General features: G+C 74.5%; 14 protein-coding genes. 9 read left to right on the top strand and 5 right to left on the bottom strand.

Features of this window, described 5'->3' with window-relative positions:
• Positions 1-80: 80 nt before the first annotated feature.
• From ETD96_RS24540 to ETD96_RS24530, 3 genes are all read right to left on the bottom strand, one after another.
• On the bottom strand, positions 81-1,061 hold the full coding sequence (locus ETD96_RS24540; RefSeq protein WP_138638833.1) for a DMT family transporter: 981 nt from the start codon (positions 1,059-1,061) through the stop codon (positions 81-83).
• A gap of 119 nt (positions 1,062-1,180) precedes the next feature.
• Positions 1,181-1,948 (bottom strand): SDR family NAD(P)-dependent oxidoreductase, encoded by a 768-nt coding sequence (locus ETD96_RS24535; RefSeq protein WP_138638832.1) that lies wholly within the window; start codon positions 1,946-1,948, stop codon positions 1,181-1,183.
• Positions 1,949-1,957: 9 nt separating this feature from the next.
• Entirely contained in the window at positions 1,958-3,409 is a 1,452-nt protein-coding gene (locus ETD96_RS24530; RefSeq protein WP_138638831.1) for a flavin-containing monooxygenase, read from the bottom strand.
• Between the two features lie 115 nt (positions 3,410-3,524).
• Between ETD96_RS24530 and ETD96_RS24525 the strand changes: the two genes are divergently transcribed.
• The 4 genes from ETD96_RS24525 (at position 3,525) to ETD96_RS24510 (ending at position 10,418) form a co-directional block, all read left to right on the top strand.
• The gene (locus ETD96_RS24525) at positions 3,525-5,996 is read left to right on the top strand and encodes a DUF4132 domain-containing protein (protein ID WP_138638830.1); all 2,472 of its coding nucleotides are present in this window, start codon (positions 3,525-3,527) and stop codon (positions 5,994-5,996) included.
• A gap of 62 nt (positions 5,997-6,058) precedes the next feature.
• Positions 6,059-7,711 carry a DUF4132 domain-containing protein gene (locus ETD96_RS24520; protein WP_138638829.1) on the top strand — a complete coding sequence of 551 codons (1,653 nt, stop codon included), beginning with the start codon at positions 6,059-6,061 and terminating at the stop codon, positions 7,709-7,711.
• Positions 7,711-10,026, top strand: coding sequence for a DUF4132 domain-containing protein (locus ETD96_RS24515; RefSeq protein ID WP_138638828.1), 2,316 nt, complete (start codon positions 7,711-7,713; stop codon positions 10,024-10,026). Before ETD96_RS24520 ends, ETD96_RS24515 begins: the two co-directional genes overlap by 1 nt.
• On the top strand, positions 10,026-10,418 hold the full coding sequence (locus tag ETD96_RS24510; RefSeq protein WP_138638827.1) for a hypothetical protein: 393 nt from the start codon (positions 10,026-10,028) through the stop codon (positions 10,416-10,418). The genes ETD96_RS24515 and ETD96_RS24510 overlap by 1 nt, the downstream gene beginning before the upstream one ends.
• Here the strand turns inward: ETD96_RS24510 and ETD96_RS24505 are convergent.
• Positions 10,415-11,080, bottom strand: a complete 666-nt coding sequence (locus tag ETD96_RS24505; protein ID WP_138638826.1) for a helix-turn-helix domain-containing protein — start codon at positions 11,078-11,080, stop codon at positions 10,415-10,417. The two genes, ETD96_RS24510 and ETD96_RS24505, sit on opposite strands and share 4 nt — an antisense overlap.
• 83 nt (positions 11,081-11,163) lie before the next feature.
• Between ETD96_RS24505 and ETD96_RS24500 the strand changes: the two genes are divergently transcribed.
• On the top strand, positions 11,164-12,024 hold the full coding sequence (locus ETD96_RS24500; protein WP_138638825.1) for an aldo/keto reductase: 861 nt from the start codon (positions 11,164-11,166) through the stop codon (positions 12,022-12,024).
• Positions 12,025-12,080: 56 nt separating this feature from the next.
• Positions 12,081-12,647 carry a PadR family transcriptional regulator gene (locus ETD96_RS24495; RefSeq protein WP_338072593.1) on the top strand — a complete coding sequence of 189 codons (567 nt, stop codon included), beginning with the start codon at positions 12,081-12,083 and terminating at the stop codon, positions 12,645-12,647.
• Positions 12,648-12,651: 4 nt separating this feature from the next.
• Here ETD96_RS24495 and ETD96_RS24490 read toward each other — a convergent pair whose 3' ends face one another.
• Complete coding sequence (locus ETD96_RS24490) at positions 12,652-13,638, bottom strand: diacylglycerol/lipid kinase family protein (protein ID WP_138638824.1); 987 nt, start codon at positions 13,636-13,638, stop codon at positions 12,652-12,654.
• A 175-nt stretch (positions 13,639-13,813) separates the two neighbouring features.
• Between ETD96_RS24490 and ETD96_RS24485 the strand changes: the two genes are divergently transcribed.
• The 3 genes from ETD96_RS24485 to ETD96_RS24475 all read left to right on the top strand — a co-directional run.
• A complete protein-coding gene (locus ETD96_RS24485; protein WP_138638823.1) occupies positions 13,814-14,812 on the top strand; it encodes an alpha/beta hydrolase in 999 nt (332 codons plus the stop codon).
• A 20-nt stretch (positions 14,813-14,832) separates the two neighbouring features.
• Positions 14,833-15,720 carry an amidohydrolase family protein gene (locus ETD96_RS24480; RefSeq protein WP_138638822.1) on the top strand — a complete coding sequence of 296 codons (888 nt, stop codon included), beginning with the start codon at positions 14,833-14,835 and terminating at the stop codon, positions 15,718-15,720.
• A 133-nt stretch (positions 15,721-15,853) separates the two neighbouring features.
• A partial coding sequence (locus ETD96_RS24475; protein ID WP_420884779.1) for a GH12 family glycosyl hydrolase domain-containing protein occupies positions 15,854-16,620 on the top strand: 767 nt, incomplete at its 3' end.

The following is a 16,620-nucleotide window of genomic DNA, read 5'->3' as shown; positions in this document are numbered from 1 at the left end:
GCCCACGACGGCGGACGCGGGGGCCGACAGCGGCGGGAGGGCGAGGAGCGGGAGCGCCAGGAGCGCGCCGAGCACCCCCGTCAGGAGGGACCGGCGGGAGTGGAGGGCCATCTGGGCAATGTACGGGGATCAAGGGCGGCGTGCACGGTGTCGCGGGCGGCCGGTTCCGGCTCCTCGTGCCGGGGGAACAGCACAAGCGCGACCAGCGCCAGCACGAACCCGCAGGCCCGCAGCGCGAACGGGCCCGCGTCGCGCGGCCAGTCCTCGCCGAACAGGACCGAGCTGCTGAGCAGCAGGTACGACCGGCCGATGACGGTGAGCACGACGGCGACGATCGCGATCCGGCAGCGCTGCAGCGCGACCTGGAGCTGGCCGAGCGCGATCGCGGCGAGGCCGATCGTCAGCCACGGGTAGGCCGACTGCAGCACCGCCTGGAAGCTGCCGGTCTCCTGGTAGACGATCGCGATGCCGCGGATGCCGGCCTCGGCCAGGCCCGCGCACGCCCCGGCGCCGACGCCGTAGGCGACGCCGGCGAGCTTGCGGGCGTGCCGGCCGCTCGCCCGGCGGTCCCCGACGAGCCACACCAGCGCCGCGATGACGACCGCCGGCGCGCAGATGGCGATCATCAGCCACGGCCGGGCGAGGGTGCCGGTCAGCGTGGCGTCGGCGTGCAGCTCGCCCTCCTCGGTGGCGGAGAGCCCGATCAGCATGGTGGCGAGCACGAACAGCGCGACGCTCGTCCACTCGCGGAGGCTGAGCCGCTCGCCGAGGAAGCGCACCGCGTACGCGACGAGCATCACCAGCGCCACCGCGAAGATCGGCTGCGCGACGGCGAGCGGCATCGCCGAGAACGCCACCACCTCGTAGCCGAGGCCGAGGAACAGCAGCAGCCCGCCACCGAGCCACACCGGGTCGGTGAGCATCAGCCGGGCGACGCGGAACGGGCGGCTGCCGCGCAGCGGCTCCATCCGGCGTGCGGACGCCCGGAACACCAGGAACGCGATGTAGTAGGCGGTGGTCGCGATTAAGGCGAGGGCGGCATAACCCAGGTCGGAACCCATCGGGAGGAACCTCTCGGTGGACGGGGGCGGGGCATGTCGTTCGGCGCGCCATCGAATCGACCTGTCCTTTCAGCGTGCCCCCTCCGTCCCGTCGTTGCAAGTGACTGCTTACTTGACGCTCAGTCGTACCGGCGGCCAGTGGTGGACGACAGCCGGGTGACCAGCCCGCGCGGGACGAGCCGGGCGGCGCCCGCGAGCGCCTTGTACTGCGCGCCCGGGATGCTGATCTGCGCGCCGCGGCGCAGGTCGCGCAGCGCGGTGTCGACGACGTCGTCCTTGTCGAGCCACATGAACTCCGGCAGGGCCGACATGTCCATGTGGGCGCGCTCGTGGAACTCGGTGCGCACGTAGCCGGGGCACAGCGCCATCACCCGGACGCCGCCGCGCGACCGCTGCCGCAGGTCGGCCGCGATGCCCTGGCTGAAGCTCACCACCCACGCCTTGGACGCCCCGTAGGTGCCGCGCGTCGCGAACGCCGCCATCGACGACACGTTGACCACGGCGCCCCGGCCGCGCTCCAGCATGCCCGGCAGCGCCGCGTGCGTGAGCCGCAGGACGGCCTCGCAGTGCACCTTCAGCATGGTCAGCTCGTCCGACACCGGGACGTCGAGGAACACGCCCCGGTTGCCGAACCCGGCGTTGTTGACCAGCAGGTCCACGTCCTCGCGGACGCGCTCCTCGGCCGCGGCCAGCCCGTCCTCGGCGGACAGGTCGGCGGGCAGGGCCTCGGCCCGGACGGCGTAGTGGTCGCGCAGCTCCGCGGCGGTGCGGTCCAGGCGCTCGGCGTCGCGGGCCAGCAGGACCAGGTCGAACCCGTCGGAGGCGAGGCGGCGCGCGAACGCGTGGCCGATGCCCGCGGTCGCGCCGGTGATGAAGGCGGTCGGCATGCCCCGAGCCTAGGCCGCCCGCCGCGCGGTGAAGTGCCGCGGGTCCGGTCGGCGCGTCGCGCGGCGGTAGGCGAAGGTGAACCCGGGCCAGTTGTTGACCACCGTGCCGTCGGCCGTCATGTACCAGCTCTGGCAGCCCGCCTCCCACACGGTCGTGCGCATCCGCTCGCGCATCTCGCGGGTGAAGGCGTCCTGGACGTCCGGCTTCACGTCGATCCAGGCGAGCCCGGCGCCGCGCAGCGCCTCCACGCAGCCGAGGACGTACCGGAACTGCGACTCCAGCATGTAGATGATCGAGTTGTGCCCCAGGTTGGTGTACGGGCCGTAGAGCAGGAACAGGTTCGGGAAGCCGCTGACCGTGATGCCGAGGTGCGCCTGCGCGCCGTCGCGCCACGCCTCGTTCAGCTCCCGGCCGTCCCGTCCGACGATCTTCATGGGGGAGAGGAACTCGGTGGAGCGGAACCCGGTCCCGTAGACGATGGCGTCCACGTCGTAGGCGCGGCGGGCCGTCCGGACGCCGGTCGGCGTGATGCGCTCGATCGGGTCGGTGACGAGGTCGACGTTGGGCCGGGCGAGCGCCGGATAGTAGTCGCTGGAGATCAGGATCCGCTTGCAGCCCATCGGGTAGCCGGGGATCAGCGCGTCCCGCAGCACGGGGTCGTCGATGCCGTCCCTCAGGGTGTTCTTGAAGCGGTTCTCCAGCATCGCCATCAGCTTCGGGTACTTGATGAAGCCCAGCGCGCGCGCCTCGTACGCCAAGTACGTGTAGCCGCGGTTCAGCTCCCACAGCCCCGGGACGTGCTTCATGGCGGCCTGCTGCCACGGCCGGTACACCCGGTCCGGTTTGTCGATCACGTAGGGCGCGGACCGCTGGAACAGCCGCAGCTCCGCCGCCTCCTTCGCGACCTCCGGGACGAACTGGATCGCGCTCGCGCCCGTCCCGATCACGGCGACGCGCTTGCCGCGCAGGTCGGCGCCGTGGTCCCAGCGCGCGGAGTGGAAGCTCGTCCCGGCGAACGAGCCGCGCCCCTCGATCTCCGGCAGCACCGGCCGGTTCAGCTGCCCGCACGCCGAGACCAGGACCCGCGCCTCCAGGTCGCCGCCGGTCGTGGAGATCCGCCAGAGCGCGGCGTCCTCGTCGAAGCGCGCCTCGGTGACCTCGGTGCCGAACCGGACCTTGTCCAGCACCCCGTACTTGCGGGCGCAGTGCCACAGGTAGTCGAGGATCTCCGGCTGCGGCGGGAACCGGCGCGTCCAGTCGGTCTTGCGCTCGAACGAGAACGAGTACAGGTGGGACGGGACGTCGCAGGCCGCGCCGGGGTAGGTGTTGTCCCGCCAGGTGCCGCCGAGTCCCGCGGCCTTCTCCAGGACCACCACGTCGTGGACGCCCGCCTCCCGGAGCCGGATCGCCATCCCGATCCCGCCGAACCCGCTACCGATGATCACCACGCTGTGCGCCATGGCCGTCCCGAACCTCGTTCTATTTGCGGTACCCCGAGCGTAGGTGACCACGAGGTCACTGACCAGGTGTCGCGATCGCCCGGTTTCTGTCGGTCCCGTCTGCCAGCATCGCGCCATGCTCCACGACTCCCTCGTCGCCGAGTCTCGTACGGGCGACGGCCTGGACGGCGTCCGGCTCGCCGCCCTCGCCGACGCCCGCTGGGCGCTCGACCTCCTCGCGCCGATGGCCTTCCCCGAGCTGCTCGACCCGCGACTCACCTCGGGCCGGCTCGGTGAGCGCGAGTGCGCCGCGCTGCTCGACAAGCGGCGCGAGCAGCAGCGGGCGGCCATCCGCACGGAGTTCGGGAAGCGGCTGCCGTCCTCCTCGGACGCCGGGCTCAGGGCCTTCGTGGTGGCGTTCTTGCTCGCCTCGCGCACGCACGACTGGCTGCTCTGGCAGTACGCCTCGGACCTGCGCCGGTCGTCCTCCGGGGCCGGAGGCTGGTCCCGCGACGAGGCCGCGGTGCTGCTGGAGTGCGCCGCCGGCATCGCCGACGGCAACCGGATCCCCGAGGCGCTCAACGCGGCCCTGACCGCCACCGAGTCCCTCGCCGCCGAGCCCCTGCGGGACCTGGAGCCCAGGCTGCGGAATCTGTCCGCCGTGCTCGCCCGGCTGGACCTCCCGGGCGGCTTCCGCCCCTCGCTCGTCGGACGGCTGTGGGGGCTGCTGGAGACCCTGGACGAGACCCTCGTCCCCGACGGGCTGCTCCCCGTCCGCGACTCGTGGGCGGCGCGGCTCCGCGACCTCGCGCAGGCGGAGCCGACGGTCGAGGCGGCCCGGTTCGTCCGGCATCTGGCGGCCCTGTCGGCGCCGCGCCCCTCCCAGAAGTGGCGGCGCGAGTGCGTGTCCCTCGCCGACGCGGCCTCGGCCCGCGCGGCGATCGCCGACGCGCTCCGCGGCCTCGCCGAGGACGAGGAGCCCGGGTACTACGGGCTCGTCCACCAGAACCACGGTGACCTCGCGCGCGGCGTCGTCTGGGCGGCCGCCCTGACCGCCGGCCCCGCCACGGCGTCCCACCTGGAGGCCCTGGCCCTGCGCACGGGACGGGACGGCAGCGGCCTCCCGGAGGACCTCAAGCTCGCGGGCGCGTCGATCAACGCGCTGGCCGCGCTCGACGACCCCGCCGCGCTGGAGTCGCTGTGGCGGTTGCGCGCCAAGACCAGGCACCGGGCGCTGCGCAAGCAGCTCGACACCGCGCTGGAGACGGCGGCGGGGCGGCAGGGCATCACGCCCGCGCAGCTCGTCGAGCGGACCGTGCCCGCGCACGGCCTCGCCCCGGACGGCTCGGCGGAGCGGGTGATCGGCGCGCACACCGCGCGGGTCGCGATCGAGGACGCGGCGACCGTCCGGCTCACCTTCGCCGGCCCGGACGGGCGCCCGTCCCGGACGGCCCCGGCGGCGGTCAAGGACGGCTTCCCGGCGGAGCTCAAGGAGCTGAAGGCGCTCGCCAAGGAGGTGCGGGCCACGCTGTCGGGCGAGCGGGCGCGCATCGAGGCGCTGATGTCGGAGGAGCGCGTCTGGCCCTTCGCCGAATGGTGCGAGTACTACCGCGACCACCCGGTCACCGGTGTCCTCGCCCGCGGCCTGATCTGGGAGTTCCGAGACGAGGGGGGCGACTGGCGCGCCGCGCTCGGCGACGCGGACGGCAAGCCCGCCGAGGTGCGGCTGTGGCATCCCATCCGGGCCGCGCTCGACGATGTCCGCGCCTGGCGGGAGCGGGTCGCCGACGAGCAGGTCCGGCAGCCGTTCAAGCAGGCGTTCCGGGAGATCTACCTGCTCACCCCCGCCGAGGAGGAGACCGGCACGTACTCCAACCGGTTCGCGGCCCACATCGTCCGCTACGCGCAGCTGTACGCGCTGTTCAAGGAGCGCGGCTGGCAGTCGAACTTCCTCGGCCGCCACCAGGGCGGCTACAACGGCGAGGCGCGCGGCGAGTTCGGCGGCGGGGAGTGGCGGGCCTGCTTCCACCACGAGCCCGCCGAGGAGGACTTCGACTACGCCCCAGCCCACGCGACGACCGACCAGGTCCGGTTCGAGCGGCGCAGCGGCCGCCGGTGGCGGGAGGCGCCGCTCGCCGACGTCCCGCCGGCCGTCTTCAGCGAGGCCATGCGCGACGTCGACCTGTTCGCGGCCGTCACCTCCATCGCCGCCGACCCGCGGTGGGCCGACGGCGGCGAGGAGCGCTTCACCGCCTACTGGCGCGGGGCGACGGTCGGGGAGCTGACCGCGAACGCCGAGGTCCGCCGCGCCGCGCTGGAGCGGATCCTGCCGCGCACGAAGATCGCCGCCCGCTGCCGGATCGAGGGCCGCTACCTGGTGGTCCGGGGCGAGCTGCGCACCTACAAGATCCATCTGGGCTCGGCGAACGTGCTGATGGAGCCCGACGGCGCCTACCTGTGCGTCGTCCGGGCGAGCGGCCGGGGCCAGGGCGCGCTGTTCCTGCCGTTCGAGGACGAGCGGCTGTCGCTGATCCTCAGCAAGGCGTTCCTGCTCGCCGCCGACCACAAGATCACCGACCCGGCGATCACCCGCCAGCTCGACCGCTGAGCGGCGGGCGCCGATCAGCGAAACACCGGGAACCCGCCGCGGCCTTCTGGAAAGATCACCCCATGTCAGACGACTCCGCCGACCTCCGGGCGCATCTGGACGCGCTCAACGCGCCGCGGCCGACCCGCGCCTGGCGCCGCCGCACGCTGGAACTCCTGGCCGACCCCGCCGCCCGCGACGAGGTGCTGCGCAGGGTGCGCTGGTACGCGACGAAGGAGCCGGACCTCGTCGGCGGCCGGCCGTTCTCCGACCCGTCGCTGCGCGCCGAGCCGGGCGGCCGCGGCCGGGTGTGGGCCGCCGCGCTGCTCGGCGACCCCGGCGTGATCCCGCTGCTGGACGTGATCGCGCGCCGCGCCGCCGGGGTGACCCGCGAGTTCGAGCCGTCCGCGAAGCTCGCGGGCGGGGCCGTCAACGCGCTCGGCGAGTTCACCGACCCGCGCGCCCTGGACGTGCTGCGCGGGCTGAGCCGCGACGTCCGCTACCCGGGCCTCGGCCGGCAGATCGCCGCGGCCGTCGAGGCGGCGGCGGCCCGCCGCGGCATCACCCCCGCGCAGCTGGTGGAGCGCGGCGTCCCCGGGCACGGCCTCGGCCGCGACGGCTCGCTCGCCCGCGACATCGGCGCCTACCAGGCGGTGCTCGTCATCGCCGACCCGCTGACCGTCCGGCTCACCTTCACCGGCGCCGACGGCCGGCCGCTGCGCACCGTCCCCGGCGCGCTCAAGGTCCCGTTCGCCGCCGAGATCAAGGAGCTGAAGTCGCTGGTGAAGCAGGTCCGCGCGACGCTCGCCGCCGAGCGGACCCGGGTCGAGGCGCTGATGGCGGTCGAGCGCTCCTGGCCGTACGCCGAGTGGTGCCGCTACTACCGCGACCACCCCGTCACCGGCGCGGTCGCGCGCGGCCTGGTGTGGGAGTTCGAGGCGCCGGGCGGCGTCTGGCACGCGGCCACCCCCGGCGAGGACGTGCTGGTGACGGTGGACGGCCGGGCACTGCCCGAACCGCCCGCGGAGGCGCGCGTCCGGCTGTGGCATCCCGCGCGGGCCTTCCCGGGCGCCGTGCGGGCGTGGCGCGGCTTCGTGACCGGCAACCGGATGGCGCAGCCGTTCAAGCAGGCGTTCCGCGAGACCTACCGGCACGCGGGCCCGCACGGCCGCGCCGTCGCCGAGCCCGCCCCGGATTTCGACGGCGAGCTGCGGCGGGTCTTCGCCGAGGGCGAGTGGCGGGTCTGCCGCCACGGCGGCACCCGGTTCGAGCGGAAGACCGCCGGCCGCTGGCGGGAGGTCCGCCCGGCGGACGTGCCGCCGCTGGTGTTCAGCGAGGGCGCGCGGGAGGTGGACCTGTTCCTGCGGGTCACCTCGCTCACCGAGGAGGAGCCGTTCGGCGCGCCGTCCGCGAGCGCGGAGATCCGCGGCGACGTGCTGCGCCGCGTCCTGCCCGGCACCAGGATCGGCGCGCGCTGCGCGGTCGACGGCCGGTTCCTGGTCGTCCGGGGCGAGCTGCGCACCTACAAGATCCACCTGGGGTCGGCGGGCGTGCTGATGGAGCCCGGCAACGCCCGGCTGCGGGTGGAGCCCGCCCGCCGGCCGGGGCCGAAGGGGCTGTTCCTGCCGTTCGAGGACGAGCGGCTCACCCAGATCATCGGCCTCGCCGCGCTGCTCGCCGCCGACCACCGGATCACCGACGAGGCCGTGCTGCGGCAGATCAGGCGGGGCGCCTGATGGAGCTCGCCGCGCGGCTGCTGCGCGCCATGACCGCCCCGACCGCGGCCGACACCGAGGACTTCCGCGGCTGGTACGGCGAGATCGGACGGCTCTCCGACGCCGAACTCGGCGGCCTCCTGCCCGTCGCGTACGGGCTCGGCCGCGCGCCGGACCATGTCTCGACCTGCGTCCGGTTCATGGTGGAGGAGGAGGTGAAGAACCGTCAGCCGCGCTTCACGCCGGAGGCGTGCGAGCAGGTGTTCGTGGCGCTCGTCGACGGGCTGACGGCCCGCAAATGGGCCGATATCGCCCTGGGGGCGGCGGCGCTGGCCCGCTGCCAGGGCCCGTGGCCCGATGTCGCCGGCCCCGCGGCCACGCTGGTCGACTACCTCCTCGACCACGACCGCGCCGAGAAGCCCTTCGCCCTCCTCGCCGTCGGCGGGGTCGCCGGAGACGGCGTCCTGCGGCGCACCGCCGGACGCCTCCGCCGCGGCAGGACGGGCGAGATCGCGCTGGACGAGTTCGCCGTCGCCGTCCGGCTCGCCCCCGAGGAGCGGGTACTGCTGGCCGAGCTGGACCGGGCCCGCGCCCACGACTCCCCGCCGCACCTCCCGGACGCGTGGGAGCGCGTCGCCGCGATCCCCGAATACGCCCGGTTCGCCCGCCGCGCCCTGGAGACCGCGGGCGCCCGCGCACGCGCGATCCAGGACGGCGAGATCCCGTACCGGGCCGACGCGGCGTTCACCGCCGACGAGGTCCAGGCGCTCGGCCGCGCCGCGCGCCTCGCGCTGCTGCGGGACGAGGAGTGGCTCCCGGCCTTCTTCGACCGCCTCCTCCCCGACATCTCGATCGCGCCGACCCAGGCGAGGACGCTGCCGTCGCAGGCGCTGCTGTACGAGATCGTCCGGGCCGGGCTGGACTTCCCGACGCCCGAGCTGGTCGCCGCGATCCGGCACGTCCGGCGGAACGTCCGGCACGCGGGCGTGCCCAAGCAGCTCGACAAGATGCTCAAGAAGGCCGACGCGGCCCTGGGCGAACGCGCCGAGGTCGCCCTCCGCCTCCCCGACCCCGGCGTCCTGCGCCGCGACCTCGGCGGGTGCACCGCCGAGATCACCGTCGCCGGCAAGGCCGCGCTGACCTTCGAGAAGGACGGCAGGGCGCTGAAGGGCGTCCCCGCGGCCGTCCGGCGCGACCACAAGGACGAGCTGAAGGAGCTTCGCGGCCTCGTCAAGCGCATCGACGCGCAGGTCGCCACCCTCGTGCGCGCCCTGGAGAGCGGCTTCACCGCCGACGCGACCCACCCCTTCGGCCGGTGGCGGGACACGCTCGTCCACCACACGATCGCGGGGCCGACCGTGCGCGGCCTGATCTGGGAGATCGAGACCGCTCCCGGCGAGTGGCGGGCCGTGCTGCCCGAGGCCGGCGCGATCCCGGACGCCGCCGAGGACGCGCGCGTCCGGCTGTGGCACCCGATCAGGGCGGAGCCGGACGAGGTGCGGGCCTGGCGCGACCTGGTCGTCGAGCGGCGGATCAGGCAGCCGTTCAAGCAGGCGTTCCGCGAGATCTACCTGCTCACCCCGGCCGAGGAGGGGACCGGGACGTACTCCAACCGGTTCGCCGCGCACCTCGTCCACTACCGGCGGATGTTCGCGCTGTTCCGGGCGCGCGGCTGGACCAGCGGCATGCTCGGCCCGTGGGACGCGGGCGGCGCGGACGAGGCGGCGCGGACCCTCGCGGCGGGGGAGTGGCGGGTCCGGTTCTCGCACGTCCTCGCCGACTGGGAGGACGAGCAGGAGATCGCCGGCACGAACCGGGTGCTGTTCGACCGCCGCGTGGACGGCGCCTGGCGGAGCGCGCGGCTCGCCGACGTCCCGCCGCTGGTGTTCAGCGAGGCGATGCGCGACGTCGACCTGTTCGTCGGCGTGACCTCGATCGCCGCCGACCCGGCGTGGGAGGACGGCGAGGGCCGCGAGTACTGGGACCGCGCGTGGCACGCCGAACCGGCCGAGACGACCCGGACCCGCGCCGACGCGCTGGCGCGCATCCTGCCCCGCACGAAGATCGCCGACCGCTGCTCGCTCGACGGCCGGCACCTGGTCGTCCGCGGCGAGCTGCGCACCTACAAGATCCACCTGGGCTCGGCGAACATCGCGATGGAACCGGACGGCGCGTACCTGTGCGTCGTCCCGGAGCGCCGCGCGCCCGGCGCCGGGGTGTTCCTGCCGTTCGAGGAGGAGCGGCTGTCCCTGATCCTCAGCAAGGCGTTCCTGCTCGCCGCCGACGACGAGATCACCGACGAGTCGATCCTGACGCAGATCAAGCGAGGTGCCTGATGGCCGCCGTGACCTTCAAGGACGAGACCGCGACCGGGCGGCCCCTCGCCGAGGTCCGGCTCGACGGGCTGCCGGAGCGGATGACCGTCCGCGAGCTGATCCGGCTCCGGGTCCGCGAGGAGGTCGCCCGGCACAACGCGCGGCCGTCCGACCGGTTCAACGGCCTGGTCCGGCCGGACGACGCCGAGGCGGAGCTGAACGGCTACCGGCTGCGCGAGCCGCGCCGCGTCGACTGGGAGCGGCAGGCGGAGATCGCCGAGGCGGCGTTCCGCGCCAACGGGTTCTTCGTCCTCGCCGGGGACCGGCAGGTCGAGGACCTCGACGAGGAGGTCGACCTCACCGCCGGCCCCGAGCTGGTGTTCATCAAGCTCGTGGCGCTCGCGGGCGGCTAGCCGAGCAGGCCGGACTCGTGGGCGCGGATGCCGGCCTGGAAGCGGGAGTCGGCGTCCAGCAGCGTGAGGATCTCCGCGACGCGGCGCCGGTAGGTGCGCAGCGACATGCCGAGCCGCCGCGCCGCCGCCTCGTCCTTCAGCCCCGCGGCGAGCAGCCGCAGGATGTGCCGGCTCTCCGCGCTCAGCGCGGGCGGCCGGTCGCGGCGGTGGTCGGCGAGGTCGGCCGCCGTCTCCCAGGACGCCTGATACAGCGAGACGACGCCCTCCACCACGCCCGGCGACCGGACCACCGTGTACTCGCGCACGCCCGCCGCCGGCGGGCCCGCCAGGATCGCGACCCGCCGGTCCACGATGATCGTCTCGTGCGGGAGCGGCGCCGTGCAGATCCGCACCCGGACCCCGGCGCGGGACAGCTCCACCAGCCGCCGCTCGGACTCCTCGTCCGCGAGCGCCGCCGGGGTGTAGAGCTTGCGGACGGCGGGCCCGGGACCGGCGCGGCGCCGCGCGGCGACGATCGCCTCCCGCGCCCCCGGCATCGCCCACGTGTTCATGTCCGTCGCGGCGCAGGCGAACTCCTCGCACGCCTCGAACAGCCGCCCGGCGCGCTCGACCAGCTCCGCCTCGCCGCGCAGCACGACGTTCCGGTCCAGATCCACGCTCATCCCCACCGAGTCTGCCACGCCGCGGCTGGCAGCAACCTGCCAGCGGCTCGCCGCGCCCCGGGCCGTGCGGCACGGTGAAGCGCATGACCACGGAGAACACCTTCGACATCGGCGGCGACCTGCGGGTGAGGCGCCTGGGCTTCGGCGCGATGCGGCTGCCCGTCAGCACCCTCGGCGGCCCGCCGAACGACCGCGCGACCGGGCTGAAGATCCTGCGGCGCGCCGTCGAACTGGGCGCCGACCACATCGACACCGCCGCGTTCTACTACCACCGGGACGGCGCCGCGGCCAACGAGATGATCCGCGCGGCGCTGAGCCCCTACCCGCCCGGCCTGGTCATCGCCACCAAGGTCGGGCCGTACCGGGGGCCCGGCGACGCGCACCCCACCGGCCAACTGCCCACCTCCGGGCTGCGCGGCGAGGTCGAGCGGAACCTGCGCGAACTCGGACGCGACCACCTCGACCTCGTCTACCTGCGGCACGGCGGGCTGGAGGCGCCGTCGGACGAGCCGATCGGCGAGCGGTTCGCGGTCCTCGCCGGCCTGCGTGAGGAAGGTCTCATCCGGCATCTCGGACTGAGCCATGTCAGCGCGGCGCAGCTCGCCGAGGCGCGGGAGATCGCACCGGTCGCCGCGCTCCAGAACCGGTTCGACATCACCCGGCCGGAGGACGCCGGACTCCTGGAGGTCTGCGAGCGCGAGGGCATCGCCTACGCGCCGTACTTCCCGCTCGGCGGCTTCGGCATCCCCGACGAGGCCCGCGTGAACGCGGTCGCCGCCGCGCGCGGCGCGACCGTCCCGCAGGTGCTCCTCGCGGGCCTGCTGGCCCTGTCGCCGGTCACGCTGGCGATCCCCGGCACCGGCTCACCGGAGCACCTGGAGGAGAACATGGCCGCCGACGGGCTCGCCCTCACCGCCGCGGAACTCGCCGCGTTGCGGAGCTGACCACCGGGCCCCGCCCGGACCGTCTACCCTGGACGGGTTTTGCCGATCAGGGGGAGATGATGTCGACGACGCGGCTGCTGGTGCTCGGCGGGGTGCGGCGGTTCGGGCGGGCGCACGGCTACGAGGTGCGCCGCGAGCTGATGTCGTGGGGCTCGGACGAGTGGGCCCACGTCAACCCCGGCTCGATCTACCACGCGCTGAGGCAGCTCGCCAAGGAGGGCCTGCTGCGCGCCCACGACGTGGAGGAGAGCGAGGCCGGGCCGCCGCACACCGACTACGAGATCACCGACGCGGGCCGCGCGGAGTTCCTGCGGCTGCTGCGCTCCGCCCTCGCCACCGTCGACATCCGCCATCCGGAGATGCTGACGGCCGGGCTCGGGTTCCTCACCGAGCTGCCGCGCGCCGAGGCGGTCGCGCTGCTGCGCCGCCGGCTGGACGGGCTGGCCGGCTGGCGCGCGTCGGTCGCGCCGCACCTGGCCGAGCAGGACCCGTCCGACCACCTGCGCGAGCTGCTCGGCTACTGGGTGCACTCCGCCGAGTCGGCCACGGCGTGGACGCGGGGGCTGATCGAGCGGCTGGAGGCCGGCGCGTACACCATGGCGGGGGAGGCGGCGCCGGGGTAGCCGGTCAGGTGTCGAGGAACGCCTGCGGGACGATCACCCGCAGCGCGTTGCCGCGCAGCCTGATCGAGACCGGGGTGCGGCCGCGGATCTCGCCGTCCACGTCGACCCGCATCGGCGGGTCGGTCTCGATCTCGACCCGCGCGGTGGTGAGGAACGCGTCCTCGCTCAGCGACCGCCACTGCCCGGTGAGGACGTGCCGGGCCGTCGCCGACGCCAGCCGCAGCCGCCGCTCGTCGCCGAGCCGGTAGACGGCCAGCAGCCGGTCGTCGGGGCTGGCGTCGCGGGCGATCCGCTGCCCGCTGTGGTGCGCGCCGTTGGCGATGTTCAGCTGGTGCGTCGCCAGCTCGCGGGTCTCGCCGTCGATCGTGACGCGGGCGGTGAACGCCTCGTGCCGGGGCAGCAGCCGCGCCGCCGTCAGCGCGTAGGCGGGCCGCCCCACGAACCGCTTGAGCGCGTGCGGGACGTTCTCGGCGACCTGCACCGACAGCCCGAGGCTCACCATGTTCGCGAAGATGTGCTCGCGGTCGGCGCCGGGGCCCGCGCCCTGCGGGTCGCCGGTCGACTCGAACCAGCCGACGTCCACGTCCGCGACCTTCCCGGCGCCGGGCCGGCCGACGGCGAGGGTGCGGACCGCGCCGGGCAGGTCGAGCGGGAGCTCCAGGCTGCGGGCGAAGTTGTTGGTGGTGCCGAGCGGCAGCACGCCGAGCGCGATGTCGCGGTGCGCCAGATGCCCGACCGCCTCGGCGACCGTGCCGTCCCCGCCGCCGACGACCACGAGGTCCGGCTCCAGGGCGAGGACGTCGGCGAACAGGTCGCGCAGCCGGGTCGGGTCGGTGACCGGGAACACGTGCAGGAACTCCACGCCGGACTCGCGCAGCAGGCGGCGGGCCGTGCCGTACAGCCGGCGGCCCCGCCGCGACCGGGAGTTGATCACCAGCACCGCGCGCCCGCCGCCCGCGATGGCCGACTCCAGCTCCGCCTTGCTCCGCATCTCGGCGCTCCGCATCTCGACCGGTCGCCCTCCCTCGTCCGCGTCACCCTACAAGGGGGTCCGGACCGGAACGTCCGGCCCGACATTTTATAAACCGATTACTCAACGTTGAAACATGCCGCCGAGTGGGGATCCTTACAAGGAAAGCACTTCTGGTTGACCCGGGGCGAAAATCATGCGGCTGCGCGGTGTGGCGGGAGCGGGATTCATCGTTGCGGTCGCCGGGCTCGCGGCGTCCGTCGCCGCGGGCGGCGCGGCCCCCTCGGCCGGCCGCGCGGGCGGCGCCGCCGTGGTCGGCGAGCGCCGGCGCCGCCGCCGGGTCCTCGACCTGGCCGTCCGCTCGCCCGTCCTGGACGACGTCGCCCGGGTGCGGCTGCTGCTCCCGCGCGGCTGGTCGCGGGACGCGACCCGCACCTGGCCGGCGCTGTGGCTCCTGCACGGCGCCGGCGCCGGCCGCGACGGCCACACCGCCTGGAGTGACCACACCGACATCGAGGAGCTGACCGAGGACGCCGACGTCCTCGTCGTCATGCCGGACGGCGGGCCGTGCGGCAATTACACCGACTGGTGGAATCGCGGGACCGGGGGCGTGCCGCAATGGGAGACGTTCCATCTCGCCGAACTCCGGCAGATCCTGGAGCGCGGATACCGCGCCGGCCCGGACCGCGCCATCGCGGGGAACGCCATGGGCGGGCTCGGCGCGCTGGCCTACGCGGCCCGGCACCGCGGCCTGTTCCGGGCGGCGGCCTCGTTCAGCGGGCCGCTGCACACCCTGTACCGCGACCCGTCCGGGCTCGACGTCGCCGACCTCGTCGAGCTGGGCGTCGCGATCGGCACTCCGGGCCTCGACTGGACGGACGTGTGGGGCGACCCCGACGAGCAGCGCGTCGTGTGGCGCCAGCACAATCCCTACGACCTGGCCGGCAGGCTCGCCGGCGTCCGCCTGCACATCAGCGCGGGGGACGGCGGACCAGGTCCGTACGATCCCCGGCCCGGCGCCGGGCCGGACGTGCTGGAGCGGCTCGCCCGCACGGTCGGCGAGGAGTTCGCCCGCAAGCTCGGGAAGCTCGGCATCCCGGTCACGACGCACTTCTACCGGGGCACCCACACCTGGCCGTACTGGCGGCGGGAGCTGCGGCGGGCGCTGCCGGACCTGCTGGCGGAGCTCGGCTGACCGGCCACTAGGGTCGGGGCGTGGCCGAACCCCGTTCTGACGCAGCCGTCCCCGCGTTCTGGCAGGCGCTCGGGCTGCCCGGCATCATCGACGTCCACGTCCACTTCATGCCGCAGCGGCTGATGAGCGCGGTGTGGGAGTACTTCGACGAGGCCGGGCCGCTGATCGGCACCGAGTGGCCGATCACCTACCGGGAGTCGGAGGAGGAGCGGCTGGCTTTCCTGCGCGGCCTCGGCGTGCGCGCGTTCACCTCGCTGGCCTACCCGCACCGCCCCGGCATGGCCGAGTCGCTGAACGACTGGACCGCGCAGTTCGCCGCCCGCGTCCCCGAGTGCCTCCAGACCGCCACGTTCTTCCCCGAGCCCGGCGTCGCGGAGTACACGGCCCGCGCCCTGGAGGCGGGCGCCCGGGTCTTCAAGGTCCACCTCCAGGTCGGCGGCTTCGACCCGCGCGCCGAGGAGCTGGACGCGGTGTGGGGGATGCTCGCCGACGCGGGGGTGCCCGCGCTCGTGCACGCCGGGTCCGGCCCGGTCGCGAACGGCTTCACCGGGCCCGGCCCGTTCGGGGAGGTCCTGGCCCGCCACCCGGACCTGACGGCGATCGTCGCGCACATGGGCGCCCCGGAGTTCGACGGCTTCTTCGCCCTCGCGGACGCCTACGAGCGCGTCCACCTGGACACGACGATGGTGTTCACCAGCTTCGCCCGGCTGGCCGACTTCCCGGACGCGCTGCTGCCCCGGCTCCGCGAGCTGGGGCTGGCGGGGCGCGTCCTGCTCGGCACCGACTTCCCCAACATCCCGTACCCGTACGCCCACCAGCTGGAGTCGCTGGCCGCCCTCGACCTCGGCGACGACTGGCTGCGCGCGGTCTGCCGGGACGGCGCCGCCCGGCTGTTCGGGCTGCCGTAGCGGGCGGCCCGCCCGTTTCACGGCCTTTCACGCCGGACGGCTGGTCACCGCGGGCGCGGTGCCGCGTTCTTGACAGCGTTCGCGGCGCCCGCGACTTTGGGAGCGCTCCCACACCGTCGAATGAGGTTCCGCAATGAGAGCGCGTCTGAAGAGCTGTGCCGTCCTTGCCGCGGCCCTGCTGGCGATCCCCCTGTACTACGTGGCCCCCGCGTCCGCGGCGACGCAGTTGTGCGGCGCCACCGACACGACTCCTGTGAGCGGCGGCGCGTACATCGCGCAGAACAACATCTGGGGCGCGGACACCCCGCAGTGCATCACCGTGGGCGGGACGTCCTTCACCGTCGACTCGGCCGGGCACAACAACGCCACCAACGGCGCCCCCGCCGCGTACCCGTCCTTCTTCAAGGGCTGCCATTGGGGCCAGTGCACCTCCGGCAGCGGCCTCCCCGTGCAGGTCGGCGGCATGCCGGCCGTCACCAGCGACTGGAGCACGACGCAGCCGTCCTCGGGCGCCTACAACGTCTCCTACGACCTCTGGTACGACAGCCACCCGAGCACCGCCACCGACCCCGACGGCGCCGAGGTCATGATCTGGCTCAACCACCGCGGCGGCGTCCAGCCGGCCGGGTCGCGGGTCGCGACCGGCGTCCAGATCTCCGGCGCCACCTGGGACGTCTGGTACAGCCGGATGAACTGGAACTACATCGCCTTCGTCCGGACCTCCGGCACCACGTCGGTCAACGACCTCGACCTGCGGGCCTTCACCGCGGACGCGGTGTCGCGCGGCTACATCGACAACGCCTGGTACCTCATCGGCGTCGAGGCAGGGTTCGAGCTGTGGCAGGGCGGGGCGGGCCTCGCGACGAACTCCTTCGGCGTCGACGTCGGCGGCCCCACCAC

The organism is Actinomadura geliboluensis, from assembly GCF_005889745.1.
GTDB classification, from domain to species: domain Bacteria; phylum Actinomycetota; class Actinomycetes; order Streptosporangiales; family Streptosporangiaceae; genus Spirillospora; species Spirillospora geliboluensis.
Note: the sequence above shows the minus strand (reverse complement) of the source record. Positions and strands in the feature narration are given on the sequence as shown.

Coding starts and splice junctions, on each gene's coding strand:
- ETD96_RS24540 (WP_138638833.1), bottom strand. CDS start 1,061: ATGGGTTCCGACCTGGGTTATGCCGCCCTCGCCTTAATCGCGACCACC.
- ETD96_RS24535 (WP_138638832.1), bottom strand. CDS start 1,948: ATGCCGACCGCCTTCATCACCGGCGCGACCGCGGGCATCGGCCACGCG.
- ETD96_RS24530 (WP_138638831.1), bottom strand. CDS start 3,409: ATGGCGCACAGCGTGGTGATCATCGGTAGCGGGTTCGGCGGGATCGGG.
- ETD96_RS24525 (WP_138638830.1), top strand. CDS start 3,525: ATGCTCCACGACTCCCTCGTCGCCGAGTCTCGTACGGGCGACGGCCTG.
- ETD96_RS24520 (WP_138638829.1), top strand. CDS start 6,059: ATGTCAGACGACTCCGCCGACCTCCGGGCGCATCTGGACGCGCTCAAC.
- ETD96_RS24515 (WP_138638828.1), top strand. CDS start 7,711: ATGGAGCTCGCCGCGCGGCTGCTGCGCGCCATGACCGCCCCGACCGCG.
- ETD96_RS24510 (WP_138638827.1), top strand. CDS start 10,026: ATGGCCGCCGTGACCTTCAAGGACGAGACCGCGACCGGGCGGCCCCTC.
- ETD96_RS24505 (WP_138638826.1), bottom strand. CDS start 11,080: ATGAGCGTGGATCTGGACCGGAACGTCGTGCTGCGCGGCGAGGCGGAG.
- ETD96_RS24500 (WP_138638825.1), top strand. CDS start 11,164: ATGACCACGGAGAACACCTTCGACATCGGCGGCGACCTGCGGGTGAGG.
- ETD96_RS24495 (WP_338072593.1), top strand. CDS start 12,081: ATGATGTCGACGACGCGGCTGCTGGTGCTCGGCGGGGTGCGGCGGTTC.
- ETD96_RS24490 (WP_138638824.1), bottom strand. CDS start 13,638: ATGCGGAGCAAGGCGGAGCTGGAGTCGGCCATCGCGGGCGGCGGGCGC.
- ETD96_RS24485 (WP_138638823.1), top strand. CDS start 13,814: ATGCGGCTGCGCGGTGTGGCGGGAGCGGGATTCATCGTTGCGGTCGCC.